This window comes from Pectinatus frisingensis (assembly GCF_015732285.1).
In the GTDB taxonomy this organism is placed as follows: domain Bacteria; phylum Bacillota; class Negativicutes; order Selenomonadales; family Selenomonadaceae; genus Pectinatus; species Pectinatus frisingensis.
Genome location: NZ_WIQU01000016.1, coordinates 40,089 through 57,110, shown reverse-complemented (window position 1 = coordinate 57,110; position 17,022 = coordinate 40,089). Strand labels below are relative to the sequence as shown.

At 36.6% G+C, this 17,022-nt stretch carries 13 protein-coding genes; 12 read left to right on the top strand and 1 reads right to left on the bottom strand.

The window, feature by feature from the left end; all coding sequences use genetic code 11:
- The first annotated feature begins 162 nt into the window (after nt 1-162).
- The 6 genes from I6751_RS02230 to I6751_RS02205 all read left to right on the top strand — a co-directional run bounded on the left by I6751_RS02230 (nt 163) and on the right by I6751_RS02205 (nt 6,583).
- A complete protein-coding gene (locus I6751_RS02230; RefSeq protein WP_196590480.1) occupies nt 163-3,090 on the top strand; it encodes an insulinase family protein in 2,928 nt (975 codons plus the stop codon).
- Between the two features lie 24 nt (nt 3,091-3,114).
- The gene (gene dapA, locus I6751_RS02225; protein ID WP_182185626.1) at nt 3,115-3,999 is read left to right on the top strand and encodes a 4-hydroxy-tetrahydrodipicolinate synthase; all 885 of its coding nucleotides are present in this window, start codon (nt 3,115-3,117) and stop codon (nt 3,997-3,999) included.
- A 209-nt stretch (nt 4,000-4,208) separates the two neighbouring features.
- Nucleotides 4,209-4,463, top strand: coding sequence for a CopG family transcriptional regulator (locus I6751_RS02220; protein WP_182185624.1), 255 nt, complete (start codon nt 4,209-4,211; stop codon nt 4,461-4,463).
- Nucleotides 4,441-4,818, top strand: coding sequence for a type II toxin-antitoxin system PemK/MazF family toxin (locus I6751_RS02215; protein WP_182185622.1), 378 nt, complete (start codon nt 4,441-4,443; stop codon nt 4,816-4,818). The genes I6751_RS02220 and I6751_RS02215 overlap by 23 nt, the downstream gene beginning before the upstream one ends.
- Nucleotides 4,819-4,944: 126 nt before the next feature.
- The gene (locus tag I6751_RS02210) at nt 4,945-5,982 is read left to right on the top strand and encodes an N-acetylmuramoyl-L-alanine amidase family protein (RefSeq protein WP_231037804.1); all 1,038 of its coding nucleotides are present in this window, start codon (nt 4,945-4,947) and stop codon (nt 5,980-5,982) included.
- 16 nt (nt 5,983-5,998) lie between these two features.
- Nucleotides 5,999-6,583: a GerMN domain-containing protein gene (locus I6751_RS02205; protein WP_182185620.1), complete on the top strand. Its 585-nt coding sequence runs from the start codon at nt 5,999-6,001 to the stop codon at nt 6,581-6,583.
- A 25-nt stretch (nt 6,584-6,608) separates the two neighbouring features.
- On the opposite strand, the gene I6751_RS02200 is transcribed toward I6751_RS02205, so the two are convergent.
- On the bottom strand, nt 6,609-8,132 hold the full coding sequence (locus I6751_RS02200; protein WP_196590481.1) for a helix-turn-helix domain-containing protein: 1,524 nt from the start codon (nt 8,130-8,132) through the stop codon (nt 6,609-6,611).
- 687 nt (nt 8,133-8,819) lie between these two features.
- On the opposite strand from I6751_RS02200, the gene I6751_RS02195 reads away from it, so the two are divergent.
- From I6751_RS02195 to ldhH, 6 genes are read left to right on the top strand one after another with little or no spacing between them, the layout of a single operon-like run.
- Nucleotides 8,820-10,583, top strand: a complete 1,764-nt coding sequence (locus I6751_RS02195) for an L-lactate permease (RefSeq protein ID WP_196590482.1) — start codon at nt 8,820-8,822, stop codon at nt 10,581-10,583.
- A 26-nt stretch (nt 10,584-10,609) separates the two neighbouring features.
- Entirely contained in the window at nt 10,610-11,401 is a 792-nt protein-coding gene (locus I6751_RS02190) for an electron transfer flavoprotein subunit beta/FixA family protein (protein ID WP_196590483.1), read from the top strand.
- Between the two features lie 16 nt (nt 11,402-11,417).
- Nucleotides 11,418-12,614 carry an electron transfer flavoprotein subunit alpha gene (locus tag I6751_RS02185; RefSeq protein ID WP_182185613.1) on the top strand — a complete coding sequence of 399 codons (1,197 nt, stop codon included), beginning with the start codon at nt 11,418-11,420 and terminating at the stop codon, nt 12,612-12,614.
- Nucleotides 12,611-14,014: an FAD-binding oxidoreductase gene (locus I6751_RS02180; RefSeq protein ID WP_182185611.1), complete on the top strand. Its 1,404-nt coding sequence runs from the start codon at nt 12,611-12,613 to the stop codon at nt 14,012-14,014. The genes I6751_RS02185 and I6751_RS02180 overlap by 4 nt, the downstream gene beginning before the upstream one ends.
- Before the next feature lie 52 nt (nt 14,015-14,066).
- The gene (locus tag I6751_RS02175; protein WP_182185610.1) at nt 14,067-14,666 is read left to right on the top strand and encodes a LutC/YkgG family protein; all 600 of its coding nucleotides are present in this window, start codon (nt 14,067-14,069) and stop codon (nt 14,664-14,666) included.
- A gap of 5 nt (nt 14,667-14,671) precedes the next feature.
- Complete coding sequence (gene ldhH, locus I6751_RS02170) at nt 14,672-16,843, top strand: L-lactate dehydrogenase (quinone) large subunit LdhH (protein ID WP_196590484.1); 2,172 nt, start codon at nt 14,672-14,674, stop codon at nt 16,841-16,843.
- The last annotated feature ends 179 nt before the right edge of the window (nt 16,844-17,022 follow it).

Below are 17,022 nucleotides of genomic sequence, written 5' to 3'. Positions count from 1 at the left end.
TTTTGTTTTATGCTAAAATAGCTGTAATACAAAAATGGTTTTGACCTATCTGCAAAACTTTTCTCTTTATAGAATATGAATTTTCTGATATAATTCAAGCATATAATTATTTAACTCACTGTTTAATTTGTTGAAATTAGTATTATATAGAGGAGTAATAACTTGGAACTTGAAAATAATAAGATATATCACGGTTTTAAATTAAACCGTATAACCCCGATAGGGGAACTGGATAGTATAGCATATCAATTTGTTCATGAAAAAAGTGGGGCACGTCTTTTATATCTGTCCAATGATGATGACAATAAGGTGTTTTCAATAACTTTCCGTACTACGCCGACTGATGACACCGGTGTGGCTCATATAATTGAACATTCAACATTATGCGGCTCAAGAAAATTTCCTATAAAGGAACCTTTCGTGGAATTATTAAAGGGATCTTTAAATACTTTTCTAAATGCCATGACTTTTCCTGATAAAACAATGTATCCGGTTGCCAGTCAAAATGATAAAGATTTTCAAAATCTCATTGATGTTTATCTTGATGCTGTTTTTTATCCTTTGATGACACAAGTACCGGAGATTCTTATGCAGGAGGGGTGGCATTATGAAATCAATGATGTTGATGCTCCCCTTAAATACAGCGGTGTTGTGTACAATGAAATGAAAGGGGCCTTATCTTCACCGGAAGAATTATTGGAAAGGAAACTTTTAAATAATATGTTCCCTGATAATACCTATGCCTTTGAATCAGGCGGTGATCCGGTGAGTATTCCGACTCTCACACAAAAAGATTTTATTGATTTTCATAAAAAATATTATCATCCTGCCAACAGTTATATTTACTTGTACGGGAAAATGGATATATTGCAAAAACTGCAGTTTTTCAATGATGCCTATCTTAGTAATTTTACCAGAATTGATATTGTATCACATATAGATAAACAGCAGCCTTTTGCAGCTGAAAAAAAATTGTGTGATGTTTATCCCGTTTCTTCAAACGAGGATAAAAAGAACAAAACTTTTCTTAGTTATAATTTTAGTCATGGAACATCAGTCGATGCAACCGAATGTTTTGCATTGGATTTATTGGATTATGTATTATTTAAATCACAATCGGCACCGCTACGAAATGCTCTTATAAAAGCCGGTATTGGCGCAGATGTCTCATCATCTTTTGATTACGGGCTTATGCAGCCTTGGTGGAATGTCACTGTGACTGGTGCGGAACCGGAGAATATAGATAAGTTTCAGAAGATATTTGTTGATACGATTAATGATATTATAGATAATGGCATTGATAAAACATTATTGCAGGCAGCTTTTAATATAACTGAATTTAAATTGCGTGAAGCAGATTTTGGACAAGCACCGAAGGGACTCATTTATAATATCCAGTTGATGAAAAGCTGGCTATATGACGGTGATCCAATAATCTATTTGCAGTATGAAAATCTCTTGGCCGATATGAAGGCCAATATATCTACCGATTACTTTGAAAAATTATTAAAAAGAGTTATTATTGATAATCCCCATAAATTACTCTTCACTTTTATCCCTGATGATAAAATAGCAGCGGCAGACGAGCAAAAGACAGTAACTGATATGGCGGTTAAAAAGGCAGCAATGTCCTCACAGGAAATTACGAAAATAATTGCTGACACAAAAAAACTAAAGATGCGTCAACAGACACCTGATTCACCAGAAGCATTATTGACAATACCTATGCTGAGTTTAAACGATATTAATAAACAGGCAAGGAAGTTTATTATTGAACATGACAATATTGCCGATGTAAAAATATTGAAGCATAACATAAATACTAATGGTATAGCATATGTTGATTTTTATTTTGATGCTTCTGTAATACCAGTTGATAAATTACCTCAGGCATTTTTATTAGTTGATATTCTGCGTAATGTTGCTACTGCAAAATATTCTTATGAAGAGTTGGCTAACGCTGTAAATCTTAACACCGGCGGTATAACTTTTGATTTATCAGCATACAGTCGTAAAGGTGAACCGGATTCGCTTCTGCCTAAACTTACTGTTAAAAGTAAGGCACTTGTCAATAAACTGCCGGAATTATTTGAGTTGCTGTATCAAATTATCTTTACCAGCAAATTTAGCGATAAAAAACGTTTAAAAGAATTGATAATACAATCAAAGACTAATATGGAGCTGGAGATGCTTAATTCAGCCCAGCAGATCGTTGCTTCAAGGCTTTCTTCTTATTTTACACCATCGGGCGCGTATAATGAACAAGGCGGATTGGCTTTTTATGGCTTTATCAAAAATTTGTCAGACCATTTTGATGAAAAATATGAAGAAATATGTGCTGACTTTACAGAAATACTGAAACGTGTTTTTACTCGCAGCAACTTGTTAGTCAGTGTAACGATGAGGGATACACAATACAATATATTTGAAAGTAAATTTACTGAATTTGTAAGTAATCTGGATACCGCTGAGTATCCGGCTGAGACGTTTCCCTTTAAGATAAACAAACGTAACGAGGGGTTTCAATCTTCCAGTTTAGTACAGTATGTGGGCTGTGGTGCCAATTTTGTCAGGAAAGGTTATGCATATAACGGTTCATTATTGGTATTATCTACTATATTGCGCTGTACTTATTTCTGGAATAGAATACGGGTACTAGGCGGAGCGTATGGTGCGTTTGTTAAATTTGGTTCCGATGGTGATTTATATTTTGGATCATATCGCGATCCTAACCTTACCGAGACATTGCAGGTTTATAAAGATATGGTCAAATTTTTAAAGGAATTTAATGTCAGCAAGCGTGAAATGACCAAATATATAATTGGGACAATAAGTACCTTAGATACACCACTTACACCTGCCGGTAAGGCAAGAGCTGCGGATGTTGCTTATATCCGTAATATTTGCGATGCTGATATTCAAAATGTGCGAAATGAAGTTTTGGGAATTAAACAGGCGGATATACAGAATTTGGCAGAATTAATTAATGATTGCCTGACTGATAGTGCTATTTGCGTGGTGGGCAATGAAGCCAAATTAGCAAAGCATAAAGATATATTTAAATCTTTAAGTAATATTTTTGAGGCCTGAAATTAAATATCAGAGGTGTTTTGTATGAAAAAGCTAATATTCAAGGGTGCGGCTGTTGCTATTGCTACTCCATTTACGACAACGGGGATTAATTATCCTGAATTAAAAAAAATGCTCGAATTTCAGATTGCCAATCATACCGATGCTGTGGTCATTGCCGGAACTTCTGGTGAAGCCTCGACCATGAGTGATGAGGAACATAAGGAAATTATAAAATTTACAGTAGATGAAGTACATGGACGTATACCGGTTATTGCCGGCACAGGTTCAAATGATACTGCATATGCGGTACAATTATCGCGTTTTGCTGAGGAAGCTGGGGCTGATGCCATTTTATCAGTGACGCCTTATTACAATAAGTGTACACAAAAAGGATTAGTAAAACATTTTACTCAGATTGCCGATAGTATAAATATTCCGGTTATTTTATATAATGTTCCTTCGCGCACTGGTGTAAACATAAAACCAGAGACCTATGCACAGCTTGCTAAACATCCCCGTATTGTCGCTGTGAAAGAAGCCAATGGTGATATTTCAGCTGTATTAAAAACAAGGGCACTTTGCGGTGATGAACTCAATATCTATTCAGGTAATGATGATCAGATTATCCCAATTCTTTCGTTAGGGGGCAAAGGGGTAATTTCTGTGCTTTCCAATATTGCACCTAACATTACGCATGATATGTGTCAGTTATATTTTGCCGGAGATGTTACCGGAGCTGCTCAGCTGCAGATTGACTGGGCAAGGCTTATTACGGCATTATTTAGTGAAGTTAATCCTATTCCGGTGAAAACAGCATTAAAAATAATGGGGTATAACATGGGAAATCTACGTATGCCGTTGACTGATATGGAATCGGCAAACTACGATTGTCTTAAAGTACTTATGAGTGAGCATCATCTTATTTGACAGATTGAGAATAAATTTTTAAATACAGCATAAAATCAAACTCATTTTATTTGTGGTATGTTTGATTTTATGCTGTATTTTAATTTATAGTGTTTGTTTCCGGGTTATCGGGTAATATTTTTCCAACAGAGAAAATTGACAATTTGAAGTAAAAATTCTATACTATCTATTATTGTATCCTGTTATATTGCTGTATGGAGGGGATTTTATTGTCCGTATGCAAACGTGTGGTAATCGATTTGCCTGGTGATTTAGCGGGCGAGTTGGAAAAATTGGCTAAAACTGAACAAACCAGTCATGAAGAACTGTTATGCAGGGCAGCACAAGCGTATGTCGTGTATTGCAAACATAGAAACGTTATGGGAAAATTATGTGAACAGATGAAGAAAGGCTATGAGGAAATGGGGTCAATAAATATAACATTAGCGGAAGAAGGTCTATATGGAGGAACATCAAAAAAATAGTCGCAGTGGAATAAAACGCGGAGATATTTTCTATGCGAATCTCAGTCCGGTGATTGGTTCGGAGCAGGGCGGATCGCGTCCCGTGTTGATATTGCAAAATAATATTGGTAATAAATATAGTCCTACTATTATTGTTGCGGCTATAACTGCACAAATAACTAAGGGGAAGCTTCCCACACATGTCGAGTTAAAGGCAAATAAGTGTAAATTAGAACGCGATTCTGTCGTTTTATTGGAACAATTGCGAACAATAGATAAAAAAAGGCTCGGCAATAAAATTACTACATTGGATAAACACATAATGAAGAGTGTAGATGAAGCAATAAAACTAAGTGTAGGTTTATTGCAACTTTAAAACTGCACACTGTTAAGTATTGGTTACATACAGACATATAAATCTGATTATTAGAGCAATTAGAGAATTTCGCAACAGTGAATATTAAACATGGAATAACAAGATTAAAAGAAAGTGAGATTGGCTTTGTCAAAAAAAATAATTTTTTTATTTTTGTCTTTGATGTTTCTCGTGCAGGCAGTTTGTTCAGCTTCGGTACCTACAGTAAGAGATTTTCGTTATAGTATCTTAAAAGCATCAGCTGATGAAAATTATCTGCATATGGAAATAAAATTAGACAGTGTAAATCAAAAGTATAATTTGCAAGTTAATCCTGATAATAATAAGCAGCTTTTATTAACAATTTTTAATACTAGGTTGAAAAATGATAATTTAAAACAAATTGATTTAGATGGTACCATTGCTCAGCAAATAAGTTTTCAACAAAAGGGTAATGATATACAGGCTGTTATTTCGCTGCCGTATAATGCAGGATTGGCGGATTATAAAAGTCATTTGCTTTCACAAGAGCGGCATTTATCAGGTTCGGCCTTGACAATAGATGTCAAGAAAATGCCTAATAAACCTAATAATATGTCGTTATCGGCTGTAGCCGGACATACAATTGTACTTGACCCTGGTCATGGTGGCAGTGATTCAGGTGCTGTGGGGCCTGATGGAATAATGGAAAAAACAATTACTCTGGCTGTTGCACAAAAAGTTTATAATATACTGGTTAGTAATGGTGCTGCGGTAGTTATGACCCGTACGACGGATAAAGATGTATATGCACCAAATGATAGCGCGGCCGAAGAGCTGCAGGCGCGGGTAAATGTGGCGGAGTTTTTGAAGAACACAGATATTTTTATCAGTATACATGCTAATTCTTTTACTAATCCAACTGCGAATGGAACAGAAACTTTTTATTATGGACCATCGTATCAAGGGCAGCAGCTGGCTTCGTTTGTTCAGTCAGAAATGATACAAGCTAATGGCTTGACTGATCGTGGTACATCAGAAGCCAATTTTTATGTTTTGAAACATACTTCGATGCCTTCTATTCTTATAGAATTGGCTTTTATTTCCAATTACAATGAAGAGTCTTTATTAAACAGCGATACATTCCAAACACTAATGGCTCAGGCAATTTGCCGGGGAATTAATAAATATTTTCAGGCGGAATGAATAGGGGGCAACTGATTTGAATCAATTAAGGGCAGTTTTAGCAGCATTGTTAGTTATAGGGTTATTAATAACGGCTGGATGTGGTACTGGTCAGGAAAATTCACAAAGTGAACAACAAAACAATCAAATAACAGCTAACGGGCTGGCTGATACAAAAAGTAAATCATCTGCTAGCGGCCAGCAACTAAAAAAAGTTAAATTGATTATTTATTTTCCTAATGAAAACGGTGAGAAATTACTTGCTGCTGACAGAACAGTGAATTTGGCAGGAACCGATAAATACAGTGCGGCAGTAAATGAACTGCTGCAAGGACCCAAAAAGGGTGAAGGTACTAATGTTATTCCTAAAAACACACAATTATTAAATACGGGTATTGATAATGCAGGTATTGTCACTGTTAATTTTAATAATGCTTTTGTAAAAAATTTTACCGGTGGTTCAACCGGTGAACTTATGTTGATTGGTTCCATAGTTGATACATTGACTAATTTTCAAGAGGTAAAAGCGGTTCGATTCTATGTCGAAGGTAAGCCATTGGATGCACTAAGCGGACACATGGACTTGACAGCTCCGGTTACAAGAATAAAAAATATTTTATGATGGCTGATTAACACCGGATATACAATTATTTTGATTGTATATCCGGTGTATTTTTTTCCCAAATCCGGTGCAATAAGGCACTATTTTTTTTGTATGTTTTTTCAATATCCTCTGCAGAAAATATATGACAATTGGCTTTGCTGTTCAAACTGCGGAAAAAATGATTAAATTTGTCAATTAATAGTGGTGATTTGATCATATAAATTGTCTTATCTTTTTTTTGCAGAAAACTACGATTCTTTTTGAGATAAGCGGTACTGTTATTGCTGTAATAAGATAGTTTGGCATAATCCTGATCATTTTGCGGGCGTGATGCAGTCAATACATGAATGATTATATTAGGATTTTTTTTCATGGATTTTATCAATTGCTGCAGCTGCAGTTCACGTTCTTCAGGGGAAGTTACATAATCGATTTCACCATAAGTGAGTGATCCTGTTTCTATATAATTTACAATATTTGCCTCAGGCATAAAAAAATCTATATGGGCTTCATCAAATTGTTCCTCCCATGTTATTTGCATGTTTTTTATTGTTTCTTGCAAATCGGAAGAATAGCGATAATTGGCAGAAGAACGCAGTAGACGGTTAAATGCCTGCGGTGGCAGGAAAAACTCAAATCCCTTGGCACAAAATAGCAGAAGCTGGCTGTTGAGATAAAAAAAGGAACGAAAACGAATTAATTCTATATCACTTTTAGGCTCTAATACATAATTGCTGCGATTGAATTTGTCACGGGTACGTTCAAAAATGTCTTTTATTATTTTTTTATCGGTTATATAAGTGCATATGTCAATAGAATCATCGGAATGTATTGAGTATTGCATAGCAAAATAATCTTTTAACAATATTATATTTGAATTAGTATAATCCTTATTGTCGTAAACATGAAAATTTATTTGCAAGTGTTTATTTAATAATTCATAGAATGAATCAATAAAGTCATCAGATTTTTGTTGAAGTTTGTTTAAATTACAGCCGATATGTATGTCGATATCAGTAGTAGAAAATTGGCAATGAGCAAGAAAATCAGCCATGCTGTTATTATGTAATGCCATAGTGACATCACCGGTCACGTATATGACAATTTTTCCCTTTATGCTGCTTAGCAAAGGAGCCAATTCATTATTGAAGAACTTTTTCACATTAGTTCTGCCAATAATAGTTTGGGCAGACAGATTGGCAGATTCTCTGCAGAGTTTGTTGCTGGGGTCACTCGGACTGCTTTGGTAATAAGCATTATTTAGAAAATTTTCTAATTCATCAAGTAAACGTATTTTCATATCCTCTGCAGATAATGTTGTCTCTATTGATATATTGAATTCGTTGAAAAAGGGATAAGCTCGATTTTGCCGCATCAATTCTTTTGCAATAAATGATGCGATAAGTTGATTAATGCGGTTAACATGCTTAGGTGATGGTTGATTGTTGCCGTTGCACCACTTACTGATATAGGAAACATCATAGCTTATAAAATCAGCCAGACTGCTTATTTTGATACCGGAAAACTTGATTAAATGTTTTAATGCCATTGAAAAATTATTTACCATAGCAAAAACTACCTCCGAAATATATAAGATATCTTACACTTATATAAACATTATATAACATAACCTAAAATTATTCACGCAGCCAAGGAATTTGATTTATTTTAAAAATGTCTTAGAATTGGTTTTATTTATAATATGGTTCTATTTTTTTATGTCCGTTATTATGGACAATAATTAATTGATATAGATAGTTTATAATAGTATTATTATAAACTATTTTTACTGATAATGTTATTGAATTTAAAAATTCAATAAAAATCAATAAAAAATATGTATACATTATTCATATCTGTTATCATGAAATGAATTTTTGAATAAACATTTTCACTGATATTCAAGGTAATTTCCAAGCTATTTTTATCCCTGTTAAATAAAGAAAATAATGAATTGATTTTTTATTCAAGACAATTTATTGTAACCATTGACTGCATTGACTTTATAGCTGTTTTCTTCGTATTATAAAGGCATAATACAAATCGGTACTGAGAAAATTATTATTAATTATTATTTTACTGAAAAGAATACAAAAAGATTTGGAGACTTTTCAGTTTTGGAAAAGATGATAATTGAGCGAAAAATTTGAAAAATAGGAAATGTAGGTGAACAATGGCAATATAACAAAGTATATTAGGAATAGTATTGCGGCTTGAAAATATCGACAAAATTTACTACATGGGGAGCGATAAGATGTATATACAGAATTTTGACCCGGTCAATAATATGGTTTTATCAGCAATATTAGCATTTTTACCGATTGTCTATTTCTTCGTGGTATTGATAGTATTTAAAATTAAAGGCCATCTGGCTGCATTATCTACTACTGTTTTGGCCATAATAATAGCTGGGTGGGTGTATAAGATGCCCATTGTACTGTCGGCCATGTCGGCGGTTCATGGAGCTTTATATGGTTTATTTCCGATTGGCTGGATCGTAATAGGAGCAGTATTCCTTTATAACATAAGTGTAAAAACAGGTCAATTTGAAATAATAAAAAAATCCATTGTATCGATCACTGATGATCGCCGGCTTCAAGTTTTACTGATTGCTTTTTCCTTCGGAGCATTTTTAGAAGGTGCCGCCGGTTTTGGAACTCCGGTGGCAATAACTTCAGCAATGTTGATAGGTATGGGTTTTAAAGCAAAAAAAGCAGCATGCTTAAGTTTGTTGGCTAATACCGCTCCGGTTGCCTTTGGCGGGTTAGGCATACCGGTATTGGTAGCAGCTCAGGTAACTGGGTTTTCAGGAGATTATCTGGCTAAATTGTTAGCGTTCATCTGTCCAATAATCGGTTTTATTGTTCCCTTTTATCTTATCATAGTCATGAGCGGACTGAAAGGTATAAAAGAAGTATGGCCGGCAGTACTGGTAACGTCTGTGACCTTTTCAATACCGATGTGCCTGACATCATATTTTGTAGGACCAATTTTACCTGATATAACAGCATCGCTGGCTTCAATGATTGCATTGGTTTTATTTCTTAAAGTATGGCAGCCAAAGCACATATATCGGTTTGAAGGTGAAAGCGAATCTGTTCAAAACAATACCGTACTTAGTAAAAAAGCTATTATAAGAGCATGGAGTCCGTTCATTGTGCTAATTGTGTTTATTGCTGACTGGGGAATGAAGAGTGTAGCAAAATTACTGGATATGGTCAGCATTGCTTTTCCGCTGCCTTTTTTGCACAATGCTATAATAAATGGCACTACTGATAAAGTATCACCGGCAATATTTAATTTCAACTGGCTTTCGGCGGCAGGCACCGGAATAATTATCGCAGCATTTATGTCATGTATTATTTTACGAGTCCCTTTAAGTAAATCGTTCAGTATTTTTGGTTCGACTTTAAATGAATTAAAAATTGCTTTATTGACTATAAGTGGTGTTTTGGCTTATGCGTATGTTGCTAATAACAGCGGCATGACAACGACAATGGGGTTGCTGGTTTCAAAAACCGGTGACTTGTTCCCCTTATTTGCTCCGATTGTCGGCTGGCTGGGTGTTTTTGTCACCGGGTCTGATACATCGGCAAATGCACTTTTTGGTAAGTTGCAGACAACAGCTTTTTCTGCTGTAGGAATAATGCCTGTAATGGGGATAGGTGCCAATTTAGCCGGTGGTGCAGTTGGTAAAATGATTTCACCGCAGTCCATTGCTATTGCAGCAGGTACCACTGGTTTAACCGGCAAGGAAGGCGAAATATATAAATTCAGTATGAAACATTCCATGATTTTATTGGCGATTATTTGTTGTATCATTTATTTCTATAAAGATTTATTTGTGGCCCTGTTGGGGACCGAAGCAGGTTCATCAGTGGCACAAACTGCTGGAAATACAGTGATTTCAGCCAGCAGCATACTAATTCTATTAGTGTCATTTTGTTTGGTGTTTTTAGCAAGGAAACTGTTAGCGGTTCCATCAAATAGAAATATGCAGCAATATAAACTGCAGTGATAATACATGTTTAGGGGAGAAGTAAAATGAAAATATTGGTGTGTATAAAACAAGTTCCCGGTACTAATAAGGTAGAAGTTGACGAAAAAACCGGTGTCTTGAAAAGAAATGGCGCCGATAGCAAGATGAATCCATATGATTTGTATGCTTTGGAAACAGGTGTAAGGCTGAAAGAAAAATACGGTGGGACAGTAAGTGTTATTACTATGGGACCACCGCAGGCAAAAGCAGTACTCTACGAGGCTTTTTCAATGGGAGCTGACGAAGGAGCATTGATAACAGATAGAAAATTTGGCGGGGCAGATGTATTGGCGACAAGCCGGACATTGTCACAAGGTATAAAAAGATTTGGCGATTTTGACATAATATTATGTGGTTTACAGACCACTGATGGAGACACGGCGCAGGTGGGACCGGAGGTCGCTGAGCAGCTTAAAATTCCCAGTGTCTGTAATGTACAAAGAATTGAAAAAGTAGAAAAAGATAATATCATTGTCGACATGGATATGCCGCAGGATATTGAACGAATTAAAATTTATTTTCCCTGTTTGTTGACGGTACAAAAAGATATTTACCAACCGCGTTTGCCATCGTATCTAAAGCAAAAAGAAACCAGCAAAAAGGATATTGATGTTTTTACTTTCAGCGATATGGAAGATCAAGATGAGAATAAATATGGTTTGAATGGTTCACCGACGCATGTGCAGAGAATTTTTCCACCGGTCAGTGATAAGGTGCAGCAGCATTGGCAGGGAACAACTGAAGAATTGGCAGTAAAAATTTACGAAACACTAAAAGAAAAGAAATTTATCGCATAATAAAGAGGAGAAAAAAATGGCCAAACTCGTTGTACACCAAGAAAAAATTACTGATGCAAAAGCATTGGCAGCTTTATGTCCATTTGGCGCCATGCAGGAAAAGGATGGTAAAATAACGATCACTGCCGGCTGCCGTATGTGCCGAATCTGCGTAAAAAAAGGACCTAAAGGTGCCGTCGAGTATGTTGAAGATAAAAAAGTACCGGCAATTGATAAGACTAAATGGCGGGGGATCGCCGTATATGTAGATCATGTGGATGGAGCAGTGCATCCTGTGACATATGAACTTTTAGGCAAAGCTAAGGAGTTAGCAGCAAAAATTCATCAACCAGTATATGCATTATTTATTGGCAGTAATATAGAGCATGCTGCAGAAGAATTACTGCATTATGGTGCTGATAAAGTATATGTATGTGACAAACCAGAGTTAGAATATTTTAAAATTGAAGCTTATACTAGTGTTTTTGAAGAATTTATCAATAAAGTAAAACCCAGTGCTATTTTGGTGGGAGCAACATCAGTCGGCAGACAATTGGCACCGCGTACGGCAGCACGATTTAATACCGGTCTTACGGCAGATTGTACTATTCTCGATATTAAAGAAAATACTGATCTTGTTCAGATACGTCCGGCTTTTGGCGGTAATATCATGGCAGAAATACTGACACCTAATAATCGTCCGCAAATGGCTACAGTACGTTATAAGGTTATGGATGCACCTAAATGGATCGACAGCGTATCTGGACAGATAGAAAAACTGGAAATAGCCGAAGAAAAACTTAAAGCCAATATAGAAGTGTTGGGCATAACTCAAAAACCAAAGGAAAAAACGATAGATGCAGCTGATGTCATTGTTGTAGCCGGCCGGGGAGTCAAGAAACGGCAGGATTTGAAATTGATAGAAGATCTGGCAAAAAGTCTGGGTGGGGAACTTGCCTCAACAAGGCCGTTAGTGGAAGCTGGCTGGGTTGATCCAAAAAGGCAGATCGGTCTGAGCGGCCGTACTGTAAGGCCTAAATTAATAATAACCTGCGGAGTATCAGGTTCCGTGCAGTTTGTTGCGGGCATGAATCATGCTGAAACGATTATTGCTATAAATAGCGATCCTAAAGCGGCCATATTCAAAACGGCAAATTATGCTATAACTGCGGATATTTATGATATAATACCAGAACTTATCCAGAAAATTAAAACAGGGGGAACTATATTATGAAACCCTATAAACAAGTTGATGAAAAGGACCTTAATAATATTGCAGAATTTATTGACCGGGATCGCCTTTTGTGGGCTAAAGAAGTCAATGAAGAATACAGTCATGATGAATTAAGCGCAGGACAGTATTATCCAGATATTGTTGCAAGAGTGGTGTCAACTGAGGAAGTGGCAAAGCTTATGCGTTATGCCAGTCAGAATAACATTGCTATAACTCCGCGTGGCGCTGGTACTGGTTTGGTTGGGGCTTCAGTTGCCATAGAACATGGTATAATGCTTGATACTACATTAATGAATCATTTTTTGGAATTGGATGAACAAAATCTCACACTTACATTGGAACCAGGTGTGCTATTGATGGAACTGGCTGATTATGTAGAAAAAAGAGGTTATTTCTATCCACCTGATCCTGGTGAAAAATCAGCTACAATAGGCGGTAACATCAGTACTAATGCTGGTGGAATGAGAGCTGTAAAATTTGGTGTTACCCGTGATTATATACGTGGTCTTGAAATTGTACTGGCAGACGGTACAGTGATGACTGTAGGTGGAAAAGCTGTAAAAAATAGTTCCGGTTATGATCTAAAAGATGTTATTATCGGTTCAGAGGGGACGTTGGCAGTGATAACTAAGGCAATATTGAAGCTGCTGCCGCTGCCGCAAAAAACGGTTAGTCTGCTCGTTCCGTTTCCAACTTTGGCTCAGGCGATAGGGGCGGTGCCACCGATAATAAAATCAAAGGCAATTCCAACTGCAATAGAGTTTATGGAACGAGAAGTAATTATAGATGCTGAAGAATATCTGGGGAGAAAATTTCCGGACAATCAGGCTGATGCGTATTTATTACTAAAGTTTGATGGTAATACACTGGAAGAAATTGCCTCTTATTATGATGGGGTAGCTCAGATATGCTTAGAACAAGGTGCTGCAGATATTCTCATTGCTGATACTGAAGAACGTGCGGAAGCTATTTGGAAGGCCAGAGGAGCATTCCTTGAAGCAATAAAAAGTTCCACAACGATGATGGATGAAGTGGATGTGGTAGTACCACGCAGTATGGTGAATGATTTTGTTGAATATATTCATGACTTGCAAAAAGAAATTGGTGTACGGATAAAATGCTTTGGACATGCAGGTGACGGGAATCTTCATGCTTATATCTTGAAAGACCAATTGAATGACGAACAGTGGCAAAAAGTTCTTAAGGCAACAATGGAAAAAATGTATACAAAGGCACGCAGTTTAAAAGGAAACGTGTCCGGCGAACATGGTATAGGTTACGCAAAAAAAGAATATTTAAAAGAATCTATGCCAGATAAAGCTATTGCTATCATGCAAGGAATTAAGCAGGTTTTTGATCCGCTTAATATATTAAATCCTCATAAAGTTTGTCAGGATTGATTTACCGGTTCATATTCAAAAATTTATAGAACTTACCAGGGAGTGGAACAAGGTGAAAAAAATATGTCATGAATGGCAGAAATATTTGGATAAAGGTTTTATCGACAAAAATTATTGGCCGGCGTTTAAAGAAAATGCATTGGCGGCAGCCGTGGAATTGCATGAAATAAAAACATATGATGAGGCACTGCCAATAATAAATAAAGTTATCGCAGCTGCTGATGCCGAAAAAATTGGTGCTGTTAATGGTGAAGACTATCCTGAACTGCAGGCTGTGTATAATAATCTGGGACAACAGTATCAAGTATATACAGATAAGTTTACTATTGCTAAAAATGCTCCGTCTATTGATATAGGAATATCAACAGCAGAATTTGGTGTGGGAGAAACTGGCAGCGTTTGTGTTGATAATTATGCCTATGAAGCAAGATTGGTAAGTATGCTGCCGGCAATCAATATTGTCTTTATGAATAAAAATAATATTGTTGATACAATGACAGAGGCTTTTGAAATATTGGAACAGGTTTTTGACAGAGGTTATACGGGTTTTGTAACGGGTCCAAGCCGTACTTCTGATATAGAAAGAGTTTTAACTCTGGGTGTACATGGCCCGAGTCGTCTGATACTAATGGCAGTAGATAAAACGGAGTGATAAAAATGGAAACACGTAATATCAAGGCAGAAATAGAATCAAAGATACATGATCCAATCCTGCGCAGTAATCTGGAGAATTTTTCCCAACAATATCCTGCCGCAAGAGCCAAAGCTTATGCCAATGTTGCAGATATAGACGAATTACGCGATGATTTGCGCGACATGAAACAATATTCAGTTGCTCATGTTGAGGAATTGGCCGATGAATTTCAAACTTCATTGGAACAAAGAGGCGGTAAAGTTTTTCGGGCTAAAGACGGCGATGAGTTAAAGAAAATATTGTTGAAAATATGCCAGGAAAATGATGTCCATAATATTGTTAAATCTAAATCAATGGCAACGGAAGAAATAAGGCTTAATGATTATTTGGAAGAGCAGGGACTGCGTGTAAAAGAAACTGACTTGGGTGAATGGATGTTGTCGGTTGCCGGTCAGCATCCTTCACATATGGTAATGCCGGCTATTCATCTAAATCGAAATCAGTGTGCCAAGTTTTTTTCTGATGAACTTAAAGAAGATATTCCCAGTGATATTCCCTTTATGGTACAAACTGCCAGACGGGTATTACGTAAAGAATTTTTGAATGCAGATATGGGTATATCAGGAGCTAATTTCGGCATTGCAGAAAATGGGGCAATCGGTCTTGTAACTAATGAAGGCAATGGCCGCATCGTTACCACTATACCACCAATTCATGTAATTATAATGGGGTATGAAAAACTTATACCAAAAACCAGCGATGCATCAAAGATAATGCGACTTTTACCACGTAATGGTACAGGTCAGCGAATGGTAAGCTATTTGACTTTAGTTGACGGGCCTACACCGATAATTCGTGAAAAAAATGGTGAAATGGTTGAAGAAAATAAGAAAGTCTATGCTATATTGCTGGATAATGGCCGTCTAAAAGCTGCTCATGATCCGGTAATGAAAGAAGTTTATCAGTGTGTGCGTTGCGCATCATGTCTTAATGTCTGCCCTATATGGTCAACAGTAGGCGGTAATGTTTACGGGCATATTTATTCTGGCGGGATAGGTGCAATATTGACCGGATTATTAAATGGGTTGGATGAATTTTCCCAGTTTAGTGATTTATGTATAGGCTGCCGTCGCTGTACTACGGTTTGCCCCGGTAAGATAAATATACCTGATTTAATTCAGGAACTGCGTAATCGTCAAGTAGCCAAAAAAGGCTTATCCTTCCCTGAAAAAATGATATTCCAAAAAATAATGACTAATCGTAAAGTTTTTCATTCATTGCTGCGAGCAGCTTCACTTGGACAAAAACCTGTAAAATCAGGTAAATTTATCCGCAATCTGCCATTGTTTTTCGCTAAGATGACGGAAGGCCGTAGTTTACCTGCAATAGCTGATAAACCATTTCGAGATAGAGCAGAAAAATTATTGCAGAATAATCCTGCCAATCCTAAAATGCGGATAGCATTTTTTAGTGGCTGTAATCTTGATTTCGTATTTCCAGAGACTGGCGAATCAGTGGTGAAAGTATTACAAGATATTGGGGCTGAAGTAATTTATCCACAGGAACAGAACTGCTGTGGTAAGCCGATAATCGGTGCCGGAGATTTGGATACGGCTCGTAGACTGGCAAAACAAAATATAGCAGCATTAGAAGCAACTAATGCTGATTATGTAATTGCGGCCTGTCCTACTTGTGCTGAAACATTGGAACAAACATATAAAGAACTATTTAAAGATGATAAAGTCTGGCTGGAACGGGCTGAAAAGCTGAGTAAAAAATTAAAAGAATTTAGTTCTTTTGTTGAACAGATTTATGCTGATAATGGCCGGCTGAAAAATACTGCAGGCAAGGAAAGAATTACTTATCATGATTCATGTCACATGCGGCGCAGTTTGGGAATTTATAAAGAACCGCGTGAATTATTGAAGTCTGCTCCAGGTTATGAATTTGTGGAAATGACCGGTGCTGATCAATGCTGCGGTATGGCAGGTTCTTTTGGCATGAAGTATGCTGATTTATCAATACAGCTTTTAAATAGAAAATTAAAGAATATCAAGGAAAGTGGTGCCACCACTGTGGCAGTGGCCTGTCCGGCCTGTATGATGCAGATCGGTGGAGGTATAGATAAGATGGCACCTAATATAAAAATTAAGCACATTGCTGATATTCTGGCTGAAAATCTTGGAGATAATTAATTTTGTAACAGTTGCATATTTCCCCGGCGTAAATACGTTTTCCCCCCTAAAGAATGTATTTATGCCGGATAATATAGCCTTATTTTTCAGCTGATCCTCCCAGCTCATCTGAAAATAAGGAATATCCCCTTACATGGCTGCATGGCAAGTAATATTAATTTGTCATGCAGCCTTTTTAT